21 protein-coding genes and 1 pseudogene are annotated in these 24,576 nt (G+C 34.8%); 3 read left to right on the plus strand and 19 right to left on the minus strand.

Translation table 11 applies throughout. From position 1 onward, the window contains the following. Positions 1-438 (minus strand): reverse transcriptase domain-containing protein (locus WQ54_RS10665; protein ID WP_046516113.1); only part of this gene is annotated, 438 nt, incomplete at its 3' end. Positions 439-1,167: 729 nt separating this feature from the next. On the opposite strand from WQ54_RS10665, the gene WQ54_RS31860 reads away from it, so the two are divergent. After that, on the plus strand, positions 1,168-1,389 hold the full coding sequence (locus tag WQ54_RS31860) for a hypothetical protein (protein ID WP_052737745.1): 222 nt from the start codon (positions 1,168-1,170) through the stop codon (positions 1,387-1,389). A 126-nt stretch (positions 1,390-1,515) separates the two neighbouring features. Here the strand turns inward: WQ54_RS31860 and WQ54_RS10675 are convergent, their stop codons facing one another. From WQ54_RS10675 to WQ54_RS10695, 6 genes are all read right to left on the minus strand, one after another. Beyond that, the gene (locus WQ54_RS10675; RefSeq protein ID WP_046516116.1) at positions 1,516-2,514 is read right to left on the minus strand and encodes a mannonate dehydratase; all 999 of its coding nucleotides are present in this window, start codon (positions 2,512-2,514) and stop codon (positions 1,516-1,518) included. An 86-nt stretch (positions 2,515-2,600) separates the two neighbouring features. Continuing rightward, the gene (locus WQ54_RS10680) at positions 2,601-3,893 is read right to left on the minus strand and encodes a sugar ABC transporter substrate-binding protein (protein WP_046516119.1); all 1,293 of its coding nucleotides are present in this window, start codon (positions 3,891-3,893) and stop codon (positions 2,601-2,603) included. A gap of 40 nt (positions 3,894-3,933) precedes the next feature. Beyond that, positions 3,934-4,773: a carbohydrate ABC transporter permease gene (locus WQ54_RS10685; protein WP_046516124.1), complete on the minus strand. Its 840-nt coding sequence runs from the start codon at positions 4,771-4,773 to the stop codon at positions 3,934-3,936. Continuing rightward, a complete protein-coding gene (locus tag WQ54_RS10690; RefSeq protein ID WP_046516218.1) occupies positions 4,770-5,678 on the minus strand; it encodes a carbohydrate ABC transporter permease in 909 nt (302 codons plus the stop codon). The genes WQ54_RS10685 and WQ54_RS10690 overlap by 4 nt, the downstream gene beginning before the upstream one ends. Positions 5,679-6,110: 432 nt before the next feature. Then, positions 6,111-6,233: a hypothetical protein gene (locus WQ54_RS35240; protein ID WP_269431562.1), complete on the minus strand. Its 123-nt coding sequence runs from the start codon at positions 6,231-6,233 to the stop codon at positions 6,111-6,113. 75 nt (positions 6,234-6,308) lie between these two features. Further along, positions 6,309-6,956, minus strand: coding sequence for a GntR family transcriptional regulator (locus WQ54_RS10695; protein ID WP_046516125.1), 648 nt, complete (start codon positions 6,954-6,956; stop codon positions 6,309-6,311). Between the two features lie 565 nt (positions 6,957-7,521). On the opposite strand from WQ54_RS10695, the gene WQ54_RS10700 reads away from it, so the two are divergent. Further along, the gene (locus WQ54_RS10700) at positions 7,522-8,442 is read left to right on the plus strand and encodes an RraA family protein (protein ID WP_046516129.1); all 921 of its coding nucleotides are present in this window, start codon (positions 7,522-7,524) and stop codon (positions 8,440-8,442) included. Positions 8,443-8,566: 124 nt separating this feature from the next. Here WQ54_RS10700 and WQ54_RS10705 read toward each other — a convergent pair whose 3' ends face one another. From WQ54_RS10705 to WQ54_RS10740, 9 genes and pseudogenes are all read right to left on the minus strand, one after another. Continuing rightward, positions 8,567-9,751, minus strand: a complete 1,185-nt coding sequence (locus WQ54_RS10705) for a helix-turn-helix domain-containing protein (protein WP_046516131.1) — start codon at positions 9,749-9,751, stop codon at positions 8,567-8,569. Positions 9,752-10,260: 509 nt separating this feature from the next. Further along, a pseudogene (locus WQ54_RS35615) lies at positions 10,261-10,431 on the minus strand (hypothetical protein); the annotation flags it as partial. A 43-nt stretch (positions 10,432-10,474) separates the two neighbouring features. Then, positions 10,475-11,434, minus strand: a complete 960-nt coding sequence (locus tag WQ54_RS10710; protein WP_046516133.1) for a C-terminal binding protein — start codon at positions 11,432-11,434, stop codon at positions 10,475-10,477. A 311-nt stretch (positions 11,435-11,745) separates the two neighbouring features. Continuing rightward, entirely contained in the window at positions 11,746-12,513 is a 768-nt protein-coding gene (locus WQ54_RS10715) for an IclR family transcriptional regulator (protein WP_046516136.1), read from the minus strand. Positions 12,514-12,890: 377 nt separating this feature from the next. Then, complete coding sequence (locus tag WQ54_RS10720; protein WP_046516138.1) at positions 12,891-14,141, minus strand: lactate racemase domain-containing protein; 1,251 nt, start codon at positions 14,139-14,141, stop codon at positions 12,891-12,893. 33 nt (positions 14,142-14,174) lie between these two features. After that, the gene (locus WQ54_RS10725; RefSeq protein WP_046516141.1) at positions 14,175-15,224 is read right to left on the minus strand and encodes a TRAP transporter substrate-binding protein; all 1,050 of its coding nucleotides are present in this window, start codon (positions 15,222-15,224) and stop codon (positions 14,175-14,177) included. Positions 15,225-15,287: 63 nt separating this feature from the next. Beyond that, positions 15,288-16,565, minus strand: a complete 1,278-nt coding sequence (locus tag WQ54_RS10730; RefSeq protein ID WP_046516143.1) for a TRAP transporter large permease subunit — start codon at positions 16,563-16,565, stop codon at positions 15,288-15,290. After that, positions 16,562-17,137, minus strand: coding sequence for a TRAP transporter small permease (locus tag WQ54_RS10735; RefSeq protein ID WP_046516145.1), 576 nt, complete (start codon positions 17,135-17,137; stop codon positions 16,562-16,564). The genes WQ54_RS10730 and WQ54_RS10735 overlap by 4 nt, the downstream gene beginning before the upstream one ends. Before the next feature lie 31 nt (positions 17,138-17,168). After that, the gene (locus WQ54_RS10740) at positions 17,169-18,197 is read right to left on the minus strand and encodes a TRAP transporter substrate-binding protein (RefSeq protein ID WP_046516148.1); all 1,029 of its coding nucleotides are present in this window, start codon (positions 18,195-18,197) and stop codon (positions 17,169-17,171) included. Between the two features lie 1,274 nt (positions 18,198-19,471). On the opposite strand from WQ54_RS10740, the gene WQ54_RS10745 reads away from it, so the two are divergent. Then, the gene (locus WQ54_RS10745; protein ID WP_231597498.1) at positions 19,472-20,098 is read left to right on the plus strand and encodes a hypothetical protein; all 627 of its coding nucleotides are present in this window, start codon (positions 19,472-19,474) and stop codon (positions 20,096-20,098) included. Positions 20,099-20,200: 102 nt separating this feature from the next. Here the strand turns inward: WQ54_RS10745 and WQ54_RS10750 are convergent, their stop codons facing one another. The 3 genes from WQ54_RS10750 to WQ54_RS10760 all read right to left on the minus strand — a co-directional run bounded on the left by WQ54_RS10750 (position 20,201) and on the right by WQ54_RS10760 (position 23,659). Beyond that, positions 20,201-20,896, minus strand: a complete 696-nt coding sequence (locus WQ54_RS10750; protein WP_046516151.1) for a hypothetical protein — start codon at positions 20,894-20,896, stop codon at positions 20,201-20,203. A gap of 896 nt (positions 20,897-21,792) precedes the next feature. Beyond that, entirely contained in the window at positions 21,793-23,244 is a 1,452-nt protein-coding gene (locus WQ54_RS10755) for a cell division protein FtsZ (protein WP_046516153.1), read from the minus strand. Beyond that, positions 23,237-23,659: a hypothetical protein gene (locus tag WQ54_RS10760; protein ID WP_046516156.1), complete on the minus strand. Its 423-nt coding sequence runs from the start codon at positions 23,657-23,659 to the stop codon at positions 23,237-23,239. Before WQ54_RS10760 ends, WQ54_RS10755 begins: the two co-directional genes overlap by 8 nt. Positions 23,660-24,576 lie beyond the last annotated feature (917 nt).

Consider the following 24,576-nt stretch of genomic DNA (forward strand, 5'->3'; position numbering starts at 1 on the left):
GACTGTATCAAAGAATCTTTCAAGATCAATGTCGACTACCCAGTCATGACCATCATTCAGAATTTCCAGGCTTTTCATAATCGCCATCTCACAACTTCTTTTTGGTCTGAAACCGTAACTGAATTCGCTGAACTGTTCTTCAAATATCGGGCTGAGAACTTGATGAATGGCTTGTTGAACTACTCTATCCACTACTGTTGGTATTCCCAACTTGCGCATCTTTCCATTTCCTTTTGGGATCTCCACTCTTAAGGCAGCTTGTGGTTGGTATTTTCTTGTTCTGATGCGCTGACGCAGATCATCCTTATTCTCTTTCAGATATTGCTTTAGTTCGTCGACTGTTGCTCCATCGACCCCACTTGTACCTTTATTTTTATAGACACGTAAGTAAGCTTCATTCATATTTAGATTACTTAGAATCTGTTCTAAAAGTTCCACACTCGTTTCTCCTTCCCTCTCACGTAGTAAGTGATAGCTCCCTTTTGGATATCCTTTGAGATACGCTCATACTTTTACCATTAACACATTCGGAGTTCGTCACTCACGCATTCGTGGTGTTGAAACACTATAAATTGTTCAGCCCTTCATGAATTTATTTCATTACTATGGCTTCTGCTGACTTCTTGCGACAAACCTTTTTTCGACTGTACTTCTGTACATCCGCAAGATCTCCCAGGGTAAGACAACTATCTTTCCTCTTTTACTCGCCTGATTTACTCTACAAAGTTACGCACATCTTTTGGACTTTAACTTGCTTAGGAGTCTAATCCCTTTGTAGAGCCTTAGTATCAGATTTCTGTTCGTCGAGTCAAGATTTTATTCCACGCTTCCTCCAGCCCTTACCTCACGATAAGTACCTTGCGCTTCCTTAGTGGTTGGTCGATGTGTACCCCCACAGTGGACTTTCACCACCTAGATAGTTGCCATGCCTGGCACACTAAGAAAAAGGTTGCCGCAGCAACCCACTCTTAAACTTTTGTTCGGATCAATGAGAATTGACGACTTCTATAAACCTCGTAATGAACCTACTGGATTTAGAAAACATTTATCTGTTTTAAAATCGATTGAAAAAGACGACATGTATAATCGGTTACTGTAATTCGCCAGTATGAGAATGCTAGTGTTATACAACTTCATACCGATTGGGATGAAGCAGAAGATTTACCTATGGACCTACATCATCATATTACTTTTGAATTGTTTGTAGGTGAACAATATGATTGTCGGCTGGAACGGGCAGGAGGATCAACAGGATATTATACATGCAACTTCATTGTTTCCCCACCATTACCTGACGATATTTCAAAGATGGACTTAGTTTTTAAAGAATATAGCGACCCCTTTAGAGAAAAGCCAACGGGTCTTGAAATTATTATTAATATAGAATAATTAAATAACTGGAGCCTTAGTTTAAAAAGCCAAAACGAGATCTTCGATTGAAGATCTCGTTATTTTAGGTACAAGCTGCTTTTTAGCAATTTCATTGTTCCGTGTGTATTAGTTTAATTCTCTGTTCTAGCCTTGTTTCACAATTTGTTTATTCCCTACTCCAGCATGTTTACCTGCTGCTTCCATTAATCCTTTAATATATCCAACACCGTATAAACGCCCTAATAGCTCATATCCTGGGTTAGAATTATCCTCTCCTTCCATTGTTGGCACATGATCAGGTCTAGCTGGTCCTTTGAAACCTACTTCATAGTACGTTTTCATGGCTTCAAGCATATCCGTTTTTCCATCATCATGGAAGGTCTCTTCAAACTTTTCTGCTGTTCCTCGCACATCACGGAAATGGACAAAAAAGATTTTATCTTGCTCGGCAAAACGGCGAATAACAGAAGGTATATCCTCGCCGGCTGTTGCCAATGTGCCTTGACATAATGTAATTCCACTGTATTCGCTTGGAACTAAATCAATTGCACGCTGCAAGGCATCGGCATTTCGCAATATTCTTGATACCCCTCTTATTGGTGAAATCGGAGGGTCATCGGGATGTAATGCAAGTTTAACTTTCGCTTTTTCAGATATAGGCACAATTTGTTGAAGGAAATACTCCAGATTTCCCCACAACTGTTCTTCTGTAACTATACCTGCTTCAGTTAACTGTGCATTTTTCATTTGGGAATGATCATAACCAGATACAAGTGCACCACCTCTTGTACGGATCGTCGTCGAAGTACGAAACCAATTAAATTGCGCCATGAAATTGTAGCATAATACTGGGATTCCTAAGGCCCCCATATTTGTTATAAATTCCTTCATTATTTCTATTTCTTCATTCCGCCCTGGTAGCCCCAGTTTAATTTTGTTCATTGGCGGGGCGGATTCAATAACCTCTAGCTTTAACCCAAAATCTTCAAACCTATTTTTCATATGCATGAGATTAACATATTCCCATGGTTTGTTCCCATTCTCTTTCTGTGGGAGCGGTCCTACCGCATGACCGATGCCCATTTGTTTCGCTAGATGCCATAATTGATTTGGTCGTGATGAAAAAAACTCAGCTAATTGCATAATCCTACACCTCATTCATTTAAATTAATAAAGTAATAGAGTTAACGAGAACTTGTGTATTAGCTCCCAAACTACATAGTTATCAATTACTTTCCGCTAAGCTTAGCTGCAGTCGATGTTCCTAGTTCATTAATTTTTTCAAACGCTTCTTCTAAAGATTGTTGTCCATACATGACTGCTTGCATTTCTTTTTCATACGCTTGTACCCATTCAGACCATCCAGCAGGAGGTGGATAAAATGGGAGTGCTTTATCAATGGCCGTCTCCATCAACTTTTTACTTAAGACATCCTTCGGTTCCAAGGTCGGCTCTAATTCCTTATAGATTTCTTCACTGAGTGGAATACCGCGAGTCAAACCAAGTACTTTTCCAGCTTCCATATCAGAAATAAACCATTTGACAAATTCCTTCGCCTTCTCTTTCTTCTTTGAAGTGGCACTTATACTTAAGAAAATAGTTGGTTGTGCCCATCCGCCTCCTGCAGGTCCTGTAGGAATATTAACAACCTCGACTTTACCAGGCATTAGTGATTCAAGTACGCTGACAGATCCAACCGTTGCATTTCTTGTCATAACCGTACCTGAAGCCATAGGATCTCCTTTTGGATCGTTCTCTAAGAAAGCAGTCTGTACATCAGGCGGTGGAACAATGCCTTCCTTCCGAAATTCCTCATGAATCTTTTGGAATTCAAACCAAAGGTCTTTATCTAGGTTAAACTTATCGCCCTCAAGTACTGGTCCTTTTCCCATTGAGGTTTGATAGTATTGATACCAATCCCAACCAGATGAATAATCATTAACTGGGTATTTTCCCTCTGGTAATTTCGACCGGGCATTTATACCAAAGTCAAAGTAATCCTCCCACGTCCAGTCTTTCTGCGGAAGCGGAATTCCTGCTGCTTCCAATTCAGCTTTATTAAACGCAAGACCTTGTCCATTATGACTGAGTGGGATGCCATATAGTTTTCCATCTATTTTTAAATTTTCAATGATTTTTGGATCAACAATTCCACTTAGGTCAATATCAGATAAGTCCTCCAAAGTACCTCTGCTAACATATTCATCCATGTAAGCGGAGTCCATTTGCAAAATATCAGTCATCGATTTCGATGCCGCCAAAGTCGGCAATTTGCTCCAATATCCATCCCAAGCTAAGTACTCAGGTTTAAATTTAACGTCCGGGTTCTGCTCGGTGTATATGTCCAATGCTTTCAAAGTTGCATCATGGCGTTCTTGTGGTCCCCACCACATGATGCTAAGAGTCCCGTCTGCCCCACTGCCGGACGTCTCCTTTTTATTTCCAGAACAGGCGGATAATAACAACAACAAAACAACCATAAATACAGTCAAGCTTTTGTACCAAAAACGATGACTTTTCATTCTCTAAAATCCCCTTTCTAACTTAGATATTTTTAATCTACTAACCTTTCAAACCAGTGGTTGTAATTCCCTCAATAAAATGCTTTTGTGCAAAGAAAAACAACAAAGCTGAAGGCAGGATAGAAAGCAAGGACATCGCTAGAAGCTGACCCCATTGAACTTCAAATTGGTCAACAAACATCTTTAATGCCAATCCAACGGTATATTTGTCGATCGAGCTTAAATAGAGAATCTGACCAAAGAAATCGTCCCAGCTCCAGATAAAAGTAAAGATTGCCACCGTAACCAATGACGGTTTCAGCAATGGAAAGATAATTTTAAAGAAAATTCCATACACAGAGGCTCCATCCATCTTTGCGGCCTCATCCAGTTCCCTTGGAATACCTCTAATAAATTGAACGAGCAGAAAGACAAAAAATGCACCCCCGCCGAAGAAATGAGGCAGGATCAATGGAATATAGCTATTCACTAAACCAAACGTATTGTACATAATATATTGTGGAATGACGGTTACTTGTGAAGGTAACATCATGGTTAAAAGTAGAATCGAGAACCAAAATCCACGCAGTTTAAAATTTAAACGTGCAAAGCCATATGCAACGATTGCACTGGTAAATACGGAACCAAGCACACTCCATAACTCCATTAACAGTGTATTGGTAAAGAAGTGGGTAAAGGAGTATTCGCTAGTGGCCATCCAGCCTTTTGTGTAATTTTCCCACATTGGGACTTTTGGCCAGATGGTAGCCAAGCTCAATTCTTCCGTTTTCTTTAAAGAAGCCCCTACCCACCAAAAGACCGGATACATCATAATCAATGACATTAAGATTAATACTGCATGGTTAATTATTTTAGAAACTTTTAAGTGGGAAGTGTTCATCTGGTATCTCTCCCATCTGATTCGTAAAATACCCAATAGCGGGATACAAGAAAGTTAATTGCAGTCAGAACAGCAACAATAACAAGTAAAATCCATGCAAGTGCAGATGCATATCCCATCTGATAATGTTTAAAAGCCTGTTCAAATAGGAAAAGCGCATACGTATAGGTAGAGTTAACAGGACCGCCTTTCGTAATAATGAACGCCTGTGTGAACATTTGGAATGAACCGATCACACCTAGCACAAGGTTGAAAAACATGACAGGAGACAGCATTGGCAGCGTAATATGAAAAAATTTCTTAATGTTCCCTGCGCCGTCAACAGATGCGGATTCGTACAAATCCTGAGGGATCTGTTTCAAACCAGCCAAGAAAATGACCATCGTAGATCCGAATTGCCATGTGGTCAAAAGAATCAGAGTCCCTAATGATGTTTCAGGGTTTGCAATCCAACCAACTCCCTCGATACCGAACCAACTTAAAACATGATTCACATACCCATCGGCGCCAAACATATTTCTCCATAAGACGGCAACGGCAACACTTGTACCAATCAAGGATGGAAAATAGATGGCTGTTCGGTACAAGCTCATCCCCTTCAAATTCTTATTAAGCAGCATCGCTACCATTAAGGAGAAAAACAGTTTCAAAGGTACTGAAATGATAACGAAGGCAAAAGTAACTGTAAGAGATTTATAAAACAAATCATCGTTAAAGAAAATATTTGAGTAGTTTTGTCCCCCTACCCAGACTGGATCATCAAGCAATGAGTATTCCGTAAAGGATAAATAAATTGATTGTGCCATCGGCCATAACGTAAGGAGTAAAAAACCGATCAACCATGGTGATATAAAAATATAGCCTGCTAAATTTGTTTCATTCGTTCTTCTTTTTGTCCTTTGCATTACCCTTGACCACAGTGTCGGCTTGCTTGTGTTTATCTCTAAGTTAGCCTCTCCATTTTGTAAAGAAACGTTTGACATTTGCACCGAGGCTTTTGTATTAAGTTTCTTCATCCAGCTTGCTCCATCTCCTTTCAGTTTTTAATTTCTCCTCATAGAAAATCATAATAAAAGCGCTTACAATAGCACATGTGAAAATATTAAGAAATTGTTTGTTTTTTTAGAATGTTTAAATAATTTTTAAGACTCAATAAAAAAAGAAAAGAGCCAAAGATTCTAAAAAGAATTTTTGACTCTACTAAAAGTAGATTAAACTAGTAAATGACTTGTTTATGTATTTGCTTTTCTAAACAAGAATTAAACTTTTTTTCAATATTACTAAAAAGCTTTCGCTTAGAAGGAAAAAAAGCTAGCAGTTTCCAAGTGCCCAAGTTATTAAGAATACATTATGCATCCTAACGTAGCTGCTGAATTAGTCATATGGCCAACAGATTGAATTGGCATCACTGATAAGACAATGACGCACGTCATATGTTTCACTCCTTTAATACTGCCCATCCCCTGAGATTCTCCAGGAACTCTCCCAGTCGATAGCCTTTACTCTTCAGATTGGTTATTTCTTGCATGAAAAATCTATTCTAAATGAATCAACTTGTATGACTTCATATGATCAATGAATGTTTTTTCGGCTTTTTCCGTATCCCCTGTTTTTAATACGTCTATTAAAGCAAGATGCCCCTCTACCAGTTTATCAGTAGAGCGGTGCTTATTGGATATAGCCATAAACCTCATTACTTTAGTTTTCATATTATTCCATAATTCTAATACTGCATGGTTATTGCAGCGTTCATAAAAATAACCGTGAAATTCCATATCGTGCTCTACCATTTTAAACACGTCATTTCGTTGAATAGCCTGGTCCATGAGTTGAATAATGTCCTTTAAATGATCAAAATCGCATTCTTTCAGATGTGGCATTGATTCTCTGACAGCAAATCCCTCAATCATTTCACGTAAAACAAAAATATCTTTTACTTCCTTGGAGGTAATATTTGAGACAACAGATCCTTTGTTTTGTTTTCCGATAATTAGCCCTTCCTGTTTTAGACGTTCTAACGCCTCTCTTACAGGAGCTTGACTGACTTGAAACCTTTTTGCAATTTCTAAAACAGGAAGCCGGGTTCCTGGAGGAAGCTGAATTTCAAGAATCTCCTTTTTTATCGTCATATAAATTAGTTCACTTATCGAATTGTAATGAATCGGTTGTTGGTTGTTAGACATTATTCTCACATCTCCAATTATTATCGATTATCGTTAATACGCACTTATATCTATTGTAGTTATCTTTTTTTTATTTGTACACCATTTACCTAGTCTTATCCTTGGTGATGTTGTTTCTTTTTCCTCTTCAAAGGATCAATCTTAGATAATCTCAACAATATTTATTAGATTTCTAGTACGAGAGGTATAGCAGGACGGACATTTCTACTTTTTTCCCTAGACACAAGCGTTTTACAATGCTTTGGCTTACTTGTTTTTCATGCTCATATTATACCTCACTACTTCTCGCAGCTTTTTTCTCCAAATCATACAAAAAACGCGAACGAATTGCTAGATGAATTTATTATTGAATGGTTTGTTTTTTAAATATAAATATTGATTGAAAAAAACTAGTGTGAAAAAATTATGAATTATAAAATAACTTCTTAAAATACTCGCATCGACAAAAAGGTGAATCTCCTTAAAAATTAGACATAAGACATGGCAGTAGCAAAAATGTCACCGCATCATGCTATAAGCAATTGGGTGCGGAAAAAGATAAAACAAGAGGAAGAGGTGCTTTTGCATGGATTTAGTAAAAAATAGGTTTGACAATCGCGAAGACATTATTCAATTAACACCACTATGGAAAGGCGAACGTTTTGAAAACGGTCGTCCTAAGGTTTCAGACGATATTCTTCGCAGGATCCGCAAAATAAATTTAGAGGAAGCATGGGGTCCGCTTTGGCACAGGGGGTATACGTACCAATTTGAAGGAGATTTTAAAATCATCCATCCTGAAAAAACTATAGTAGGTCGTGCAGTCACTGCTGTGATGGTACCAAAACGACCTGACCTACACGAGGCGCTGCTTAACTATGGACATGAGCATGAAGGAAGAAAAGGCTTTTTTAATCAATGGGTGATCGATTCTCTTGTAGAAGATGATGTTGTGGTTGTTGATATGTTCGATAAAATTTTTCAAGGAACATATGTTGGAGGAAACCTTTCAACCGCTATCTCTACACGAACAAAAAGAGGCGGAGCAGTTATTTGGGGAGGTATTCGCGACATTCAGCAAATTGAAGAAATTGATAACATCAATGTTTACTATCGTGGTAGTGACCCTACAGCAATTAATGATGTCACTATGGTTGGTATGAATGTTCCCGCTCGTATAGGCAAGGCAATTTGTCTTCCCGGTGACGTTGTACTTGGGACACCAAGCGGTGTTATTTTTATTCCAGCACACTTAGCTGAGGAGACAGTTGTGCAAGCGGAAAAATCCCAAGTGCGTGATATTTTTGGCTTTATACGTTTAAAAGAAGGTGTTTATAGTACTGCACAAATTGATGCTTCTTGGACAGTTTCGCTATGGCAAGACTTTACAAACTGGTTTAATCAAGCTGAAGAAGCAGCTGAATACCAGCATCTAACATGGGATAAAGAGATTGAAGCAGCACATAAATTAGAAGAAGAAGGTCCCGCTAACGACGTTCGTTTATAATATATACCTACCTTAGAAAGCTAAAGGGTCAAGTCCCCCAAACCAATTGGTGTTTATTAGGGGACTTGACCCTTTTTTTTAAAAAAATCCTTTTTAGTCTATATTACTGAAAAGGATAAAAGTATTATCCTGCTATCTCTTCTACCTTATCTCTATACTCACTTGGTGTAACTCCGACTTTCTTTTTAAAGATCTGGCTAAAATATCTGGAGTCCTTATATCCAACTCTTTCGGCCACCTCATAGTTTTTTAAATGTGTATTTTTCAATAATTCCTTCGCTTTTTGAATTCGGATATCAGTCAAGTGTTCAATAAACGTTCTTCCCGTATTTAGTTTAAATAACGAACTCAAATACGTCGGTGTAACATACACCTTTTGGGCTACACTATCTAATGAAACATTCTCGCAATCTTGTTCCATGTATTGAATGGTCTTTTTGATAATGCTGCTATGATTTCCGTTTTTAGTAATGACCTCATGCAATGCAGTTAAATGTTCACTTACATAATCCTTAATTTCCTGAAAGGTTTCCATCCTTACAATTGACATAATTTCTACATTCTTGCAAGCGCTTACTTCCCCAAGTTCAGCTTGGACTCTTTTTTCAATTCCAACCAGAAGCCTTATCGTTAATTCGTAAATATATGTTTTATCAATCAAACCATTTTGCAAAAAATATTGATAAAAATCCTCTACAGCAAATTCAATTTCAATGCAATCTTCTGCAGATCGAATGAATTCATATAACTCTTTTTCCTTAGTAAGCGGATAGTTGCTTAATTCTTGATAATTACTCAATTCACTATAATAAACAATTTGGCCAAGTCCTTTATAAAACTTATCTTGTAAAGCTAACAGGGCCTGATGATAAGATTGGTGCACATTCTCTAATCTGTTGCATGGTTTACCTACACCAATATTAACCGGATATTTGAAATGTTCGTTTAACTTGTCATGAATAAATTCTATAAAATCCTTAGATACCCATGAGAACAATAATCCAATATGACTTTCCACATCCATAAATACGATTATGTTGTCACCTGCTTGATGCTGCAAGAAATCTATGATTCCCTCCATATACTTTCTTTTCTCACGCTCATTCAAAAATGTACTTGTAGAATCCACTACTGCTAAAACTGGAAATGTAAAAGAAGGATTTAATTTCAAATAGGATAATTCTTGTTTTAAATTATGTTGTCTCTCACCATCATTTGATACTAGGTCCATTAGATAATAATTCCTCATCAACTTTAGAATGACGTTATCCTTCCCAAAAATCCCTTGATTATGAATTTGCATGTCCATTTCCATTTCCCCTTTAATAAAAATTAGACATAGAAAATTATTTCAAATGCAAAAATCTAAGTGCTGCTTACTTACGAAAATATGTATCTTTATACAAGAACGAAATAAAAGGTGAGAAAGTAACCTTGTTTTAATTATCGATAATCGATAATCGATAAGGAAATTATAACATATAAAAATCTACATTTACTATATTTTTTTATATCTTCCAATTTGAAAAAATAATGAACAAACACAGTTAATTTCTCATATGAATATAGCTTGGATTTAAAGTTGTATAAGCAACTGCACATTTAGTAAGTGCAATTTATCTCCCAAAGTGCATATTTAACTTCCTTCTCCTTTTTGTTAATGGCATCTAAAAATCCCAGTTAAGTTGATTTAATAAAGTGATATTTTTATAAAAAAATAAAGAAACCATCCATATTGGATGGCCATTGTTAAAAGATATGCATATTTTTATTTTGAATATTTCCTCAGGGAGTTGCCTAATATACGATACCAAATCACTAAGCGTTAATAAGTTGCCATGCATTCAAGTGAATAATATCGATACCTTTAAATTTTATTTTATTATGACATTTGCAGAGCCCCAACTTAGGGGGGATATTATCGTGTTTTCTAATCCAAACAAGCATTTCCCCTGGTGTGCGGTTGCACATTGTAAAATAAGGGATGGCTTTCGTTTCCTAAAGTATCTTAAACTGATGGTGATTTCGTCTGTTAAGTTAATGCATATGGTGTTTTTTTGCCATTTAAGACGTAAACGATATTTTTTGCAGCCTTTTGACGAAGTTCAATCATTGCTTCCTCAGAATACCATGCGCTATGCGGTGTAATGATGACATTGTCCATTTGAAGAAGCGGGCTCTCGATGCTTACCGGTTCCTCTTCTGTCACATCTAGTGCAGCTCCTGCTATGATGCCTTTTTTAAGTGCAACTGCAAGTGCATTTTCATCAATGATTGGACCTCGTGCAGTGTTTATGATGACCGCATTTCTCTTCATTTGAAGTAGGCGCTCTTCATTAATTAAATGGAATGTATCAGGAATAAGAGGTACATGTATTGACAAAAAATCTGCTTTACGAATCAAATCATCGAGCTCCATTTTTTGAACTCCGACAGCAACCATTTCTTCTGCAGATACGAAAGGGTCATATGCTACTGTTTTAAATCCGAGCGGTTTCACTTTTTCTATGAAACGACGCGGAATACGACCAAAGCCGAGAACACCAACCGTTTGCTCGTTAAAGCGATGAATTGGCATACACGCCTTAAAGTCCCATTTCCCTTTTTTTACTTCATTGTTTAATAGTGTCACTTTGCGTGCCCATGAAAGCAATAGTGCTAATGCATGATTTGATACTTCCTCCATTCCATAATCTGGTACGTTGGCTACTGTAATCCCTTTTTCTTTTGCAGCATCTAGATTGATCGTATTGACGCCTACACCGTAACGGGAAATGATTTTTGTGTTTTCAAGTGATTCAATTACTCTTCTTGAAAGAGGAGCGTACTGGTTTAAAATTGCATCCACATCTTTTGCTTGGTCTATTACCTCTTCTTCTGTTCTGCATTGAGCTTTAATAAATTCAATGTCCAATCCGCTTTCAAGAAAAATCTTTTCCTCATATTGTAAATGCTCAAACTCATAATCAGTTAATAATACTTTTAAGGTCACTTGTCTCCACTCCTTACATATATCAAGATGTACCGAAAGTATAGAAACCCTCTATTTCTATTGGACTTCTGATTTTTTGTGAGAGTTTTTTAATCACTTTTATAGTTGTCTTTCTTTCTCATCGACAATTGTTTAATAATATCAAATGCTGTTTTATTATTCTGACGTGCCGTTTCAATCAACAACATAAAATTACGAGAAAGGCTGTCTAACTTGGTTATCATTTATTACTATAGCAAGTTGATTTCATTGCTTTTTAAATACCGAATAATTCTTAATTATAATTCTCCTATCTGACATGTTGTCACACATTATATTTTTTGATATTCATATCCAAGCTCATATGAAATTCTATTGCTGCATTCTTTTAAAATTTCAATATAATGTCCAATGGTTTCTTCATTAATTTTAGATGAAGGCATCGATATGCTTATAGCTGCAATTACTTCACGAGAATAATTCTTAATGGGAACAGCTAAACAATAAATGCCTGGTTCGTTTTCTTCATTATCAACTGAATAACCTGCCTGTCGTACTTTTTCAATTTCCAATAAAAATTCCTCTTTAGAACTTATCGATTTTTCTGTAGGTCTTGTAAACTGATAACCTTCTAATAGTAAATTGAGTTCTAAGTCTGATTTTGTAGCAACAAGTGACTTTCCTACTGCACTTGTATGAATCGGAACACGTCTGCCGATACGAGAATACAAAACAGTAACCCCTTTACCTTCAACTTTATCAACATAGACACCTTCTTGCCCGTCTAAAATTACAAGGTGAATAGTTAAGTTTGTTGATTCTGAAAGCCATTCTAAATGTTTTCTACCAATATTTCGTAAGTCACGATGGCTTACCACCATGCTCCCTCGTTCTAATAATTTTAAGCCGAGAGAGTATTTCCCATTTTCTTCATCTTGTGAAATATAGTGCTTCTGTTGCAGAGTTTTTAATAATGAATGTACAGTGCTTTTATGCAAGTTTAAGCGTTTGCTAATATCTGTTATGGTTAACTCTCTATCACGCTCGTCAAATAAATCCAGTATTTTCAATGCTCGTTCCACTGATTGGATGATAGGCATTGTTCCTCACTCCTCTATCATTCTTTTTGTTTATTATATCGGAAAGATAACGAGCATTCATTACTTTATTACTATTATATATATATGTAGTAACAAACCCTCCTTTTCATAATCATGTATCGTATTTTCAGAAATAGCAGATAGGACATAGAACAAAGGACAACACTGTTAGCTTCATGAGTATGCCTGTACAGATGCAATATTGAATACGATTGCAAAATCACTCAAACTAAAATTAAACCAATCCATAGTGCAGTCCAGCAATGATATGCTTAAGTTAGTTAGGTAGATCCGCTTGATTACTATGTATCCAAATTACATTTTTATTTCGGCTACAACTATTTTCTACTATTGTATTAAATTTCTAAGTCTGTCTATTAAACTAAAACAAGATCTTCAAGATCTGATACAATAACTAAATTACTATTTTTTTCAGCCTCCTCGACCATACTTTCAGAAATCCAAATTTCATCAATTTCAAGTGTATTTTTGATCCGTACGATTCTTACTTGATTTAAATCAAAAGCATTACATGTTTTAATTGCAGCTTTAACAGCTAATTCTTGTGTGTCTAAGCACATTGGGAGTTTTATAACATCGGTCACTGTACTTGTTAATGCATTTGCATACCCCTTTTCCCACTCAATTTCATTCATAACGGCTTTTGTTGTCATATCTGCCATACCAATTCCGTTGGCATTTCCATGTGTTTTTTCAGTTAGACCCAGGACAACCGTGCGTTTAACATTTGGCCCTCCTGATGCATAAGGTGTTGCGAAATTGCCTGTAATATTTGGATCCATTCCATCTCCTGAAATGTCTTTTCCAATCTCATTTACTATAAGAACATCGATCTGATCGAAATGAATTTTCGGCATTAATGATTTTGCTTCAATCAAAAGTCTTGGCTCAACCTTTTCCAAATTCTCCGCATGTACAGCGACTATTTTAGCAGGCCTATCATAGGCATTCTCTATGGTAGCAAGACCAAAAATGATTGGAGCTTTCGAAAGAGAGATTTTTGCCATCTCTTGGACATGTTCTGCCATGTATTTAAAGCTGTAGGCATGCGCAGCTTCGGCACCCTTTTGCTTGCCTAAACCAATTGTGATCATTTTCATGAGACCACTTTCAACTGGACCGCGAAATGCAGTGTGCGGCTTTATTCGATTTATAACGATAATTTTATCCGATTCGTAGGCGAATTTATCCATATATACAGGAAGACCATTCGATAATTCACCTATTTTTACAACTTCCATCGATGACTTTATTGGTGCCCCTACTGCTGCCTCAGTAACTTCCAGTTGATGAAGAACATCGATTTGCCCTTCTGCTGTGGCACCGCCATGGCTGCCCATTGCAGGAACAATAAATGGTTTGCCGCCCGCTTCTTGTACAGCCGCAACTGTTTCTCTTACAAGTATTGGCAGGTCTGCTACTCCTCTGCTTCCCACTGCAATCGCCACTTGGTCATTAACTGATATTTTTGATAAAACCCCTGCTTTATTTATTGCTTTTTGCACCTCGCTCGCTACATCTACGAGCTGAGGTGCATGAAATTTTTGCTGGACTTTAACCATTTTGGGATATTGGATTCCTCGTAAAAGTTCCGAAATAATATCCAATTTTACTCCTCCTAAACTACAATTCTTGCAGGATTAATTTTCTCGTACTTTTTCTACTTCTGTCATCATTTCTTCTACAAGATCTTCACCGAACTTTTTAGCAAAGTCGTCTATTACTGGCTGAATGCTTTCTTTCATTTTTGCTGCTTCCTCAGGTGTAACTTCGTTAATTTTCATTCCTTCTTCTTCTAGAATTTTAAGAGCTTTTTCATCCTCTTCTTGATTAAGTGTACGTTGATATTCCCCTGCTTCTTGTGCAGCTTCACTCATAATTTTTTGTTCCTCTTCTGATAGACTATCCCAGAATTTTTTACTGACAAGAAATACAAATGGTGTATATACATGTTTTGTAAGACTTAAGTAATCTTGTACTTCATTGTATTTTTGTGTTTTTATTGTTGCTAAAGGGTTTTCTTGTCCATCAACAGTTCCTGATTCTAAGGCAGTAAATACTTCAGAAAAAGCCATAGGAGATGGATTGGCTCCTAATTTTGAAAATGCGTCTAAGTGCACTTCATTTTGCATTGTTCGTATTTTAAGTCCCTTGAAATCTTTTACGGTTTCAATAGGATGTTTACTGTTAGTTAGGTTTCGGAAACCATTTTCCCAGTATCCAAGACCTACTAAATCATGCTCGGGTAATTTATCTAATAATTTTTTTCCTACAGTTCCGTCTAAAACAGTGTAAGCTTCTTTTTCAGAATTAAAGACAAACGGGAAGTCATAAATACCAAATTCCTTTATCATTCCAACAAGTGGTGAAGTTGATGGAACCGTTACTTCTTGTAAGCCAGCTTGAAGAGCTTCTGTCATTTTTAGATCATCTCCAAGAGTGGCATCAAAAAAGTTTTGTACTTTCATTTTTCCGCCACTTTTTTCCTCAAGAAGTTCTTTAAATTTAGCCATACCTTGCCCTTGTGGATGTGTTTCACTATTACCAATCCCTGCTTTTATCGTTCTTTCTTGAATACCTTCCGATGTAGTAGCTGCGCTTTTATTTTGAGTTGCACTACTGCAAGCACCTAATAGTAAAATACCTGGTAGAACCACTCCAGCAGCAAAACTTTTAATCCATTTATTCATTATAATTCCTCCAATAAGTTATTAATCTAACATAATAGAGTCTACTAAAAATGATCAACTCCTCTAAGAGGTAAACCAATCAAGTGGAACTAATACTAATGAAGGGAACAAGATTAACAAGATTAGTATGATTACTTCAACAAGTAAGAATGGCCATACACCTTTCATTATATCTTCCATACTAATTTTACTAATACCACACATTACATTTAAAACGGTACCAACAGGTGGTGTAAGCAAACCAATCGCGTTATTTAAGATAAACAGTACACCAAAGTAGACTGGATCAATTCCAGCTGCCTCGACAAGCGGCATTAAAACAGGTGTCAATATTAAAATAGTAGGTGTCATATCCATTGCTGTTCCTATTACAATAACCAGTAAATTAATCATTATTAATAGAAGGAAAGGATTATCTAGAAACGGATCAAGCAAGGTGATTACTGCTTGAGGTAAATTAGCTACTGTAATCAGCCAAGATGAAACAAGTGCAGCTGCAACTAAAAACATAACAACACTAGTCATTTTTCCAGCATGAACGAATACATCGAACAATTCTTTCACTTTCATTTCCCTATAGATTACTAGACCTACGAATAAAGCATATACCGCAGCAACTACTGCAGCTTCAGTAGGAGTAAACAATCCAAATTTCAATCCTCCAATAATAATGATAGGAAGAAAAAGAGCCCAAATCCCTTGACGAAGCGATCTGAAAATTTCTTTTGCAGAAGCACGAGGCTGTACAGCTACATTATCTTTACGTGCAATTATTGCCCAAGTAATCGTCAAACCAACAGCTAGTAATAGACCTGGTACGATTCCTGCCATAAAAAGTTTTGTAATTGAAACTCCACTGGCTACCCCGAAAATAATAAAGCCAATACTTGGTGGGATGATTGGAGCAATGATTCCTCCAGAGGCAATTAACCCACTTGATCGATTTTTGTTATATCCAGATTTCACCATCATTGGGATTAATATCGCACCAAGAGCTGCTGTATCAGCAACTGCTGAGCCAGATAAACTCGCAAAAAGTACGCTGGCAATGATTGCAACATAACCGAGTCCACCCTTGATATGACCAACCATTGTCATAGCCATTTCGACGATACGTCTTGACAACCCCCCGCGATTCATTGCCTCTCCTGCCAACATAAAGAATGGAATCGCCATTAGTGGGAAATTATCAGCTCCGCTGATTAAGTTTTGTGCAATGATCTGACTATCAAATATTCCAAGAAAATACATTAACACGACACTACTCACGAGTAGGGCAAAGGCAATAGGAATTCCAAGTCCCATAGCTCCGAGTAAAGATCCGACAAAAACTCCAATCATCCGTGTTTCTCCTCCTTCTTAACAATATGATCTTCTGAGATAAAAACATCACCATGTAGGGAGATTAGCTCTTCAGATTCATTAATCATGTCTAGTTCTTGATTCGTTATTTTGTTAAAGATGATCCGGTACAAATTATTGATTATAATTAAACCCATTGAAACACTTACAAGAATACCTGTACCGTATACAAATGCTAAGGGCATACCCGTAGCAGGTGCAGTACTATCAATGTTAATCAAAGTCATTTTCCAGCTGCCATCTAGGATGAGTACAAGTACAAATAACATCAGTAAATCACCTAATATAAGAACTACCTTTTTCGCCTTAATCGGTAGACGTTTAATAACCATGTCAACACCTAAGTGTTCTTTATTATTAAAAGCTCCAATAGCACCTAGGAAAGTTAACCAAATAAAGAGGTAGCGTGACATTTCTTCTGACCAAGTAATCCCTGAGTTAAAGAAATAACGAAGAACTACATTTCCAAAAACGAGTATTACCATGATTCCTAAGGCTATAGCCATGATAATGTTCAACGTATTTTCTAAAAATCTTGATATTCTATCCATCTTTCATCTCCCCTTTCTAACGAAAGCCCATTTATTTTTCTGCTTTAATTTTTTCAACAAGTTCTTCCGCCCATTCATTTTCCGCAAATATTTCATCGTATACAGGTTGACTTGCTTTTAACATGTCTTTAACAAAACTTTCATCAGGAGTTGTAAATTTTATTCCATTGTCCTTAAGGTACTTTTTGTCCTCTTCATAGCTTTTTTCCAATAAATCAAATTCGTAGGCAGCTGCCTCTTTAGCAGCTTTTTCAATAATTTTTTGTTGTTCCTCTGTTAAACTTTTATAGAATTTGCTATTAATAATATAAATATTTGGACTAAACATATGTTTTGATTCTAATACGTCACTTTGGACTTCGTAATAGCCGGAATTTCTTAATGTTGCTATTGGGTTATCCTGTGCATCAACAACTTTTTGTTCAAGTGCAGTAAATATTTCTGAAATAGGCAAAGGACTTACATTTGCTCCAAGAGCTTCTCCTAGTTTTATGTAGTTTGGAATGTTTGGCATTCTAAGTCGTAATCCATCAAAGTCTTTCATACTCTCTATTGTTCGATTACTTGAAAACATTCTAAATCCATTAGCACTCCAAGCAAGAGGTGTTACCCCATGTTTGGGATCCAAATCTGCTGTTATTTCTTCACCAATCGGACCATTTAAAACCTTCTTAACATGTTCAAAATCTTTAAATAAGAATGGCCATTCTGGAACTCCCATTTTGGGTATGTCTGCCTGCATGATTAGTCCTGGAATTCCCATTTCGATGGTTCCATTTCTAACACCATCGTAAAATTCTTTTTCTGCTCCTAATGTACTGTTCGCATAAATCTGTACCTCTAATTCACCATTGCTTTCTTCCTCAACTATTTTTTTAAATTTTTCCTTTAAGGCAATGTTTTGAGGATGATTATCGGCAAAATAATGCGCAACCTTTATGGTTTTCTTTTCAACTCCAGCTCCGTTAGTTTTTGTCCCCTCACTACTACAACCCGCCAGAAGTATTGCCCCCGCTAAAGTTACACTTGCAGCAAATCCAAACATCCTTCTTTTTTTCATTTAAGTCCCTCCCAATCCCATGTGTTTTGAAAGCGTATTCATTAGGTGGAATAAAAAAACTTCTTCTACCGCTCTTTTATGGAATAACATCATTGTTTTATAATATAAAACTGCGTTTTTATATGATAAAAAAACAATTTCTATTAAAACATTTATGACTGATATTTTCCATAGAAGCACTTTAATGTAGAAGAAGTTTGTTTTATAATGTAGAACTATGTTTTTGAAATATCTTAAGTTGATTATATGATTCATTTTTTATCGTTGTCAATTTGTTTTTTAGTGGTCGTAAAATATGGATCAAAAGAATTAATCTTGTAAGTAACGATCTTAGTAAAAAGTCCTGATAAATAATCTTAAACTTCCTACTCTTCCCTTAATATGGATTTTGTAGACTTGGAAATTTGTATTTTGATTAAAATTAATATCTGTACAATCTCAGAAAGGTACCAACTATATATTTGTATGAGGTCCTCCTGTGGCAAGTCATATTATTATTTACATTAAAGCCCCTCCTTTCGGAAGGACTTTTTTTAATTAGTCAATGATGGATATATTTTCAACGTTTTACTCATTAAGCAAAAGAATCTATTCTCTGAACCAGTATGTTATTCATATAAAAACAATGAAACGTATATGTTATTTTATTTGCAAAATCAAAAAAGCCAACTACTTATAAGTCGACTTAAGATTTATGTGAATTTATTGTATGGTTTAATTATCTTAAAAAGGGATAATATGAGAAAAATCCACTTAATACATACTGTTTTAAAGTATCGCAATTAATAAAGCTTATTTTTTTAGTACGATGGAATCAACTGTAAGTTCAGAAGTTAATATAACCTAAAAGTTTTTCTTTTAAAAATAAGATTTGGATCGAAATCAGAATTTCTTTTTAGTGGTACTTCTAGACGTCAGATAAAAAATAATTACAATTCTTTATTTACAAATCAAATATTGATGTAAATGTTATAGTTTTTCCTTAGGACACACCTAGGACACTATTAAGCTTCTTCTTAATTTTTCCTCTTCTTCTTTTTCTTTAGAGGAATCCCTGTCTCCTTGGAATGACATATTATCTTTTTAGCTAGCGCTTCTGCATCTTTTTTAGTAAGACCCATTTGAATTATCTCCTTCCACATTCTTTCTTCTATAGAATGTCCCATTATTTAAAAAAATATACATATCTCCCCTACTTCCCTAATATAGATGAAATAAATAAAAGGACAGAAAGACAGTGTCCTAATGTTAAAGAGACATAGGAGGATGAAAAAGTGGCTGTAGAACAGAAGATGAGGCAGCAACGCTCAGATAAAAAAAGAGATGTCAAACCCACTATTCCAATCCAACTTCGGGAATGTATCTATCGTTTATCTTATATCACTGATAAACCTGTAAAGGATGTTGCAGAAGCACTATGTGAATTTGGTCTTCAATCAAAAAAGGTTATTGAATTGTTATCAGATAAATTTAGAAGGGATTATCGGAGAGAGAATACATTCTATTTGGGTGATTTAAGCAGACCTTCATTGCAAAAGTCAAACATAGTAGGTGGTAAAGAAAGGATAACCATTAGATTTACTCAAACAACTTATGAACAGATTAATTCCTTAGCGTACGCCCTTGACGTCACAGTATCCAAAGCTACATTTTTATTATTAGATGCATCAGTAAGAAATACCAACTTCCTTAATAGGTATGTCAAAGAAAGTCTTAGTACACATCTTGATGAAAAAAGAATGAGAGAACTTCAACAAATTTTAAAATTTATTAACGATAATAATCCTTATGAAGAAAAAATAACTTGGATGGGACTGATTTCTTATCTTTATCATGAATTAAAAGGAAATGGAAAAAATGTTAACCAGTCGATTATTGATTGGATAGAAAAACAGAAATAGAAAAGCCCTTTTAAAGTTGATTTAACACCAACCTAAAAATGAGGCGGTGTTAAATACTTTATTTTAGAGTATCTTGTAATAGATTCATTATGAAAGATATCTTTAATCAATATCTAACTCTTCCTTAAGGATTCTTATCATATTATCAGTTTTATATTTTCTAATGAATTTCTCTTTCTCGTTATAGTTTTCTTCTTTTCTGAATAAACCAACTTTCCGGATTCTAATGTGATCAGGTTGTTTATTCCACTGTTCTAGAGCTTCCTCTTCTAATTTATTATTTAATTTCATTTGCAATAATGCTGAATTTAATTTTTCAGCTCGGATCTCTTCATCCGACTTAGGCTGAGGTAATAATGACGATATCTTAGCAGTAGCAATTTGTTCCATTGTACTAGCAAGCTCTTTTTGTGAATTTATTAATTGCTCTTGGATTCGAGTTGAGATCTTTCTGATAATAGCATCTTCAATTTCTGAATAGTTAACAGAAAGTGTATTCTCCCCTTCCCAATCTTCAGGGAAAGGTCTAGTTTCTATATATTTTGATAAATTTTCAAAAATAACGTCTAAGCGCCATTTTTCTGATCTTTTCTGATATATAAAAATTCCAATTTCAAGGTCTAATTCGTCATATATTTTTTCTCCAGCTGCACGGTTTACATAATGTACCCCCATCGTCTCAAGTTTATTAAACCATTTTGCAACTGTATTATAATGAACTGACCCGTCTATTTGTTCAGTTACCTTTTCTGCAAATTCAGTGATTTGCCAATATGTATTATTTACTGGCTCATTCAAATCGGATTCCCTCCCAAATGATGAATCACAGATGATGAAGTATTCACTAGTTAAGATCATATGATGATTCACATATTCTATTATATTAATAATACATTTCTTTCTACTATTCCTTCAAGAATTATATATATTTTTTTCAAAAGACTTGTAAACACTAATGCACAAGTTGTTAATCACTATTACTTATGATGTAATTGGTGGTTAATCACAAGTTAAAAACTAATCGTTCAATCATTACAATTAGTTAATCACTAAAGATACAAACCCTAATAATGATTAATCACTGCTAGATTATATGTAATTAACACCCAATTAGTAGTTAATCACTTTTATCTAACAAGTGATGCATCTTAAATTAATGATGAATCACTTGTCGGTGAGTTGAAATCAGTGAGTAATTTTTAGTTATAATGATTGATAACATATAAATCACTTGTGATTAATAAATCACCTTTAGTTAATCATTGGTTATTTACCGGTGACTAATCTGTCATCGGTTAATCACAGCTCAAACGTCACTAGTGACTAACACGTCACCGGTGCTTAACAAAACAGGGGTTAAGGTTGTGTTGTATTGATAGGTTTGCAAAATTAAATCTTTTTAGATTTAAAGTTATGGCTTATTCTATTAACATATAATCTTATACTCTATAATGCTATTGCAGCATTAGTAGTACATTTAAATGGAAGAGGAGGTAAATTAATAAAAGAAATGATTAAAGAGTGAAGATAACTTCATTATCCGGAAATGCAAGAAGAAAGAGGGGTTTTTGCTTCTGAAATTCACATATATTGATAACAATTCGAAATAATCATACTGTATATTAAACTTTATCAAGGTGAAGAAAATGGCTGCCGACTTTGTCGACAGCCTAAGTACTTATCATCAGTGACTGTTAATCATCTAATTTATCAAAATCTAAACTATCTAGATCTACTTCAAAGTCTTCGGTTTCATTAGTTTTTTCTTCTTTTGTTGAAGCTACCTCATCAAAGCCAAATTCAGCAAGGTCGAAATCAAAGTCATCATCATCTATATCATCACTAATTGTTTCAATGGAAGATGATTGGTAAACAATAGCTTTTTGTCTTTCTTGGAACTCTTCATATTCTCTAACTAATCCTTTGGCTAGTCTATTTGGAAGACCATCTGTTTTATAAAAAGTGTAAACAGTAGAGGAGTGGTCGTTTTTTTCTTCAAGGTAACCAGTAAAAACAGTTCCACTTATTGAAAAAGTATTATTCTCAATGATATCTACTCGGGCATCATCAATAAATGCTGAGCCTATAGACTTTTTCTCATCTAAAATAGCTAATAAACCAATATGGTGAACTTTAGAAGCCACAGTTTCTCCAGTTACTAACTTATTCATCAATTGGATAGGTTGGTGTAAGCAGCTGCCATCCATTGCTTTTATGAACATTTCTTTAATATCATGTCCATTAGTAATATCCTGCATTGGCTTACTTAGTTTATTTATAACTAATGTACCAGTGTTTTCAAGTATTACGCGTCTGAAATCTTCTGAATCAAAGGTAACACTTGTTCCTCCACCAGTTGTAGCTGTATTTAATTCATGAAGAACTTCACAAATTCGCTTATTTGCAAAATCTCTATAGTTTTCGATATCTCCTCGCTCATTTTCTGGGAGTTTTTTAAATTCATCATAGAAATATTGATTATCAGCAAATGTAACAAATGCAATTCCTTTGGTTTTATCCTGTGCAATTTTCCAAATTCGTTGTGCAAAATCATTGACCTGTCTTAATGCATCAGGCCCATCTGCACGAAGGGGAAGAGTAACCACTACACCAACTTTTATAAAGTCATTTTCTGCTCTTTGTACGGCTAAACGCATATATTTTTTGATGTTCTCTTTAAATTCTTTTGGTGATACTTCACTTTGAAGTTTTATTAATTCCTGTTTTATAACTGGTTTATTATTAAACTCATAGAATTCCTCTATTGCTTTTACAATGGTAGATGTACCAGTTCCTCCACCTAATCCTGCAAAAAATAGCACTAGGTCATCTGTTGGTCTTACACGATCTTGAATAAAGGTTTTTAATCGATGTTTAACATCTTGGTTTTCCTCTAATATTGTAATAGCCTTTTGAGGATTCTTTCCGAGTCCACCAAGGTTTAGGGATACTCTATTGGACTCGCTGATATACCTTAATCCTTTTAAATCACCATCATTACTATTTAAAGCTAAACAGTTGTAAACAGATTTACCACTACCATCTTTAAGGGCAGCAAACTCGTCAACCATACGAGTTCCTGCTTGTCCAAACCCAACTAAAGTCATGTTAATTGCTGGTGTATTTTTTGTAAAAGTTTTAGCCATTTTTATTCTCCTTCTTTCTATTAATGATCTCTTCAGTAATTTGCCAACCTCTATTTGACATATAGAGAAATTTATAGGGTTTTACAGGGGTGTAATAAAGGAGGGACATATCTAAAAGTTTGTCAACTATCCTCTCAGCTGCTTTCCTATCAATATTGGTAATTGTTTTTTGATAAACGAATGTTTTTCCTTTATGTACTCTTTCTTTTCGTTCAATTTTAACATTTTCAACTATATCATTTACTGTTATTCCTCTAATGTGATTCACTGTTTTTTGTTGCTCTTTTAGGCTTCGACCAATATATATAAACACTTTCCAAGATACAGGATCATTGATGATGATATCAGTGAATAAGTGAATCACATCTTTAGGAAATACAACATTTTTATGTATGTTATGAAGCGTTGAATCCAATTAGTACACCTCCTATATTTTCATAGTTTACTATATATTACCTCATCATAGTGTCTGTATCAAGAATCTCTATTTAGAAACTAGAGTAAAATATGATATTGAAATGTTCATTAAACATTATACTTAAAGGGATTTAACATAGTGTCTATATTAAGAGACTTTATTGGATTTATAATAATGTTTTTTAAAAAATCTAATTAATATGGATGTTATTTGTGAAAATATTTAATGAAATGATAAAAAAACAACAAATTAACAAGAAATTTTTTGTTCGTTTTATGTTTCGAAATCCAAATAGTGTCTTATAATAGACACTATTTGGATTTCGCTATTTATTAGCTTTATTCAGCTTTACCTAATAATATTTCAAGATATAGTATCTGTTTATAGACTCTATAAAAACACTCTAAAATCAGACACTATAATATATTTGAATTTTCAAAATGTTAACTTCGCTAAGTTAAAAGAATTTAGTTTATAATATAATTTTTTTTATTTTTAGCACCTTCTTGCGGTTTATTTAGGTGATCACATGTTAATCATCGATCACTAGTGATCACTCATTATTAAACACTTCTTACTATATTATTGATCATTTGTGCCTCATAATACTAACTTATGAAACAAATTATTCATTAATGATTAAACCCATTATTAAAAAGTGAAATATGTTATTAATACCTAATAAATAGGTGATTGAGTAGAGCATTCGATGAGAATAATATTAAAAAATTTCACTCATTTAAAAGGTGATTTGTTATGAGAATGATGAATCACTGGTAGTTTAAAGGTCATTATAAAATAGAATGATTAATCACTATCCGATGAATAGGTCACTAATTATTCTTTAAATAGTTTATTGATATTTAATAATTCTTTATATGTAGTAACAAAATAATTTGTATGAGGAATTAAAA

This window comes from Bacillus sp. SA1-12 (genome assembly GCF_000981385.1).
Taxonomy (GTDB): domain Bacteria; phylum Bacillota; class Bacilli; order Bacillales; family Bacillaceae; genus Metabacillus.

Excerpts from the sequence above, each read along its gene's own strand:
- WQ54_RS10695 (WP_046516125.1), bottom strand. The coding sequence starts at position 6,956 with ATGTCTAACAACCAACAACCGATTCATTACAATTCGATAAGTGAACTA.
- WQ54_RS10725 (WP_046516141.1), bottom strand. The coding sequence starts at position 15,224 with ATGAATAAATGGATTAAAAGTTTTGCTGCTGGAGTGGTTCTACCAGGT.
- WQ54_RS10705 (WP_046516131.1), bottom strand. The coding sequence starts at position 9,751 with ATGGACATGCAAATTCATAATCAAGGGATTTTTGGGAAGGATAACGTC.
- WQ54_RS10685 (WP_046516124.1), bottom strand. The coding sequence starts at position 4,773 with ATGAACACTTCCCACTTAAAAGTTTCTAAAATAATTAACCATGCAGTA.
- WQ54_RS10755 (WP_046516153.1), bottom strand. The coding sequence starts at position 23,244 with ATGGCTAAAACTTTTACAAAAAATACACCAGCAATTAACATGACTTTA.
- WQ54_RS10675 (WP_046516116.1), bottom strand. The coding sequence starts at position 2,514 with ATGCAATTAGCTGAGTTTTTTTCATCACGACCAAATCAATTATGGCAT.
- WQ54_RS10690 (WP_046516218.1), bottom strand. The coding sequence starts at position 5,678 with ATGCAAAGGACAAAAAGAAGAACGAATGAAACAAATTTAGCAGGCTAT.
- WQ54_RS10715 (WP_046516136.1), bottom strand. The coding sequence starts at position 12,513 with ATGCCTATCATCCAATCAGTGGAACGAGCATTGAAAATACTGGATTTA.
- WQ54_RS31860 (WP_052737745.1), top strand. The coding sequence starts at position 1,168 with ATGGACCTACATCATCATATTACTTTTGAATTGTTTGTAGGTGAACAA.
- WQ54_RS10740 (WP_046516148.1), bottom strand. The coding sequence starts at position 18,197 with ATGAAAAAAAGAAGGATGTTTGGATTTGCTGCAAGTGTAACTTTAGCG.
- WQ54_RS10730 (WP_046516143.1), bottom strand. The coding sequence starts at position 16,565 with ATGATTGGAGTTTTTGTCGGATCTTTACTCGGAGCTATGGGACTTGGA.
- WQ54_RS10700 (WP_046516129.1), top strand. The coding sequence starts at position 7,522 with ATGGATTTAGTAAAAAATAGGTTTGACAATCGCGAAGACATTATTCAA.
- WQ54_RS35240 (WP_269431562.1), bottom strand. The coding sequence starts at position 6,233 with ATGGGCAGTATTAAAGGAGTGAAACATATGACGTGCGTCATTGTCTTA.
- WQ54_RS10680 (WP_046516119.1), bottom strand. The coding sequence starts at position 3,893 with ATGAAAAGTCATCGTTTTTGGTACAAAAGCTTGACTGTATTTATGGTT.
- WQ54_RS10735 (WP_046516145.1), bottom strand. The coding sequence starts at position 17,137 with ATGGATAGAATATCAAGATTTTTAGAAAATACGTTGAACATTATCATG.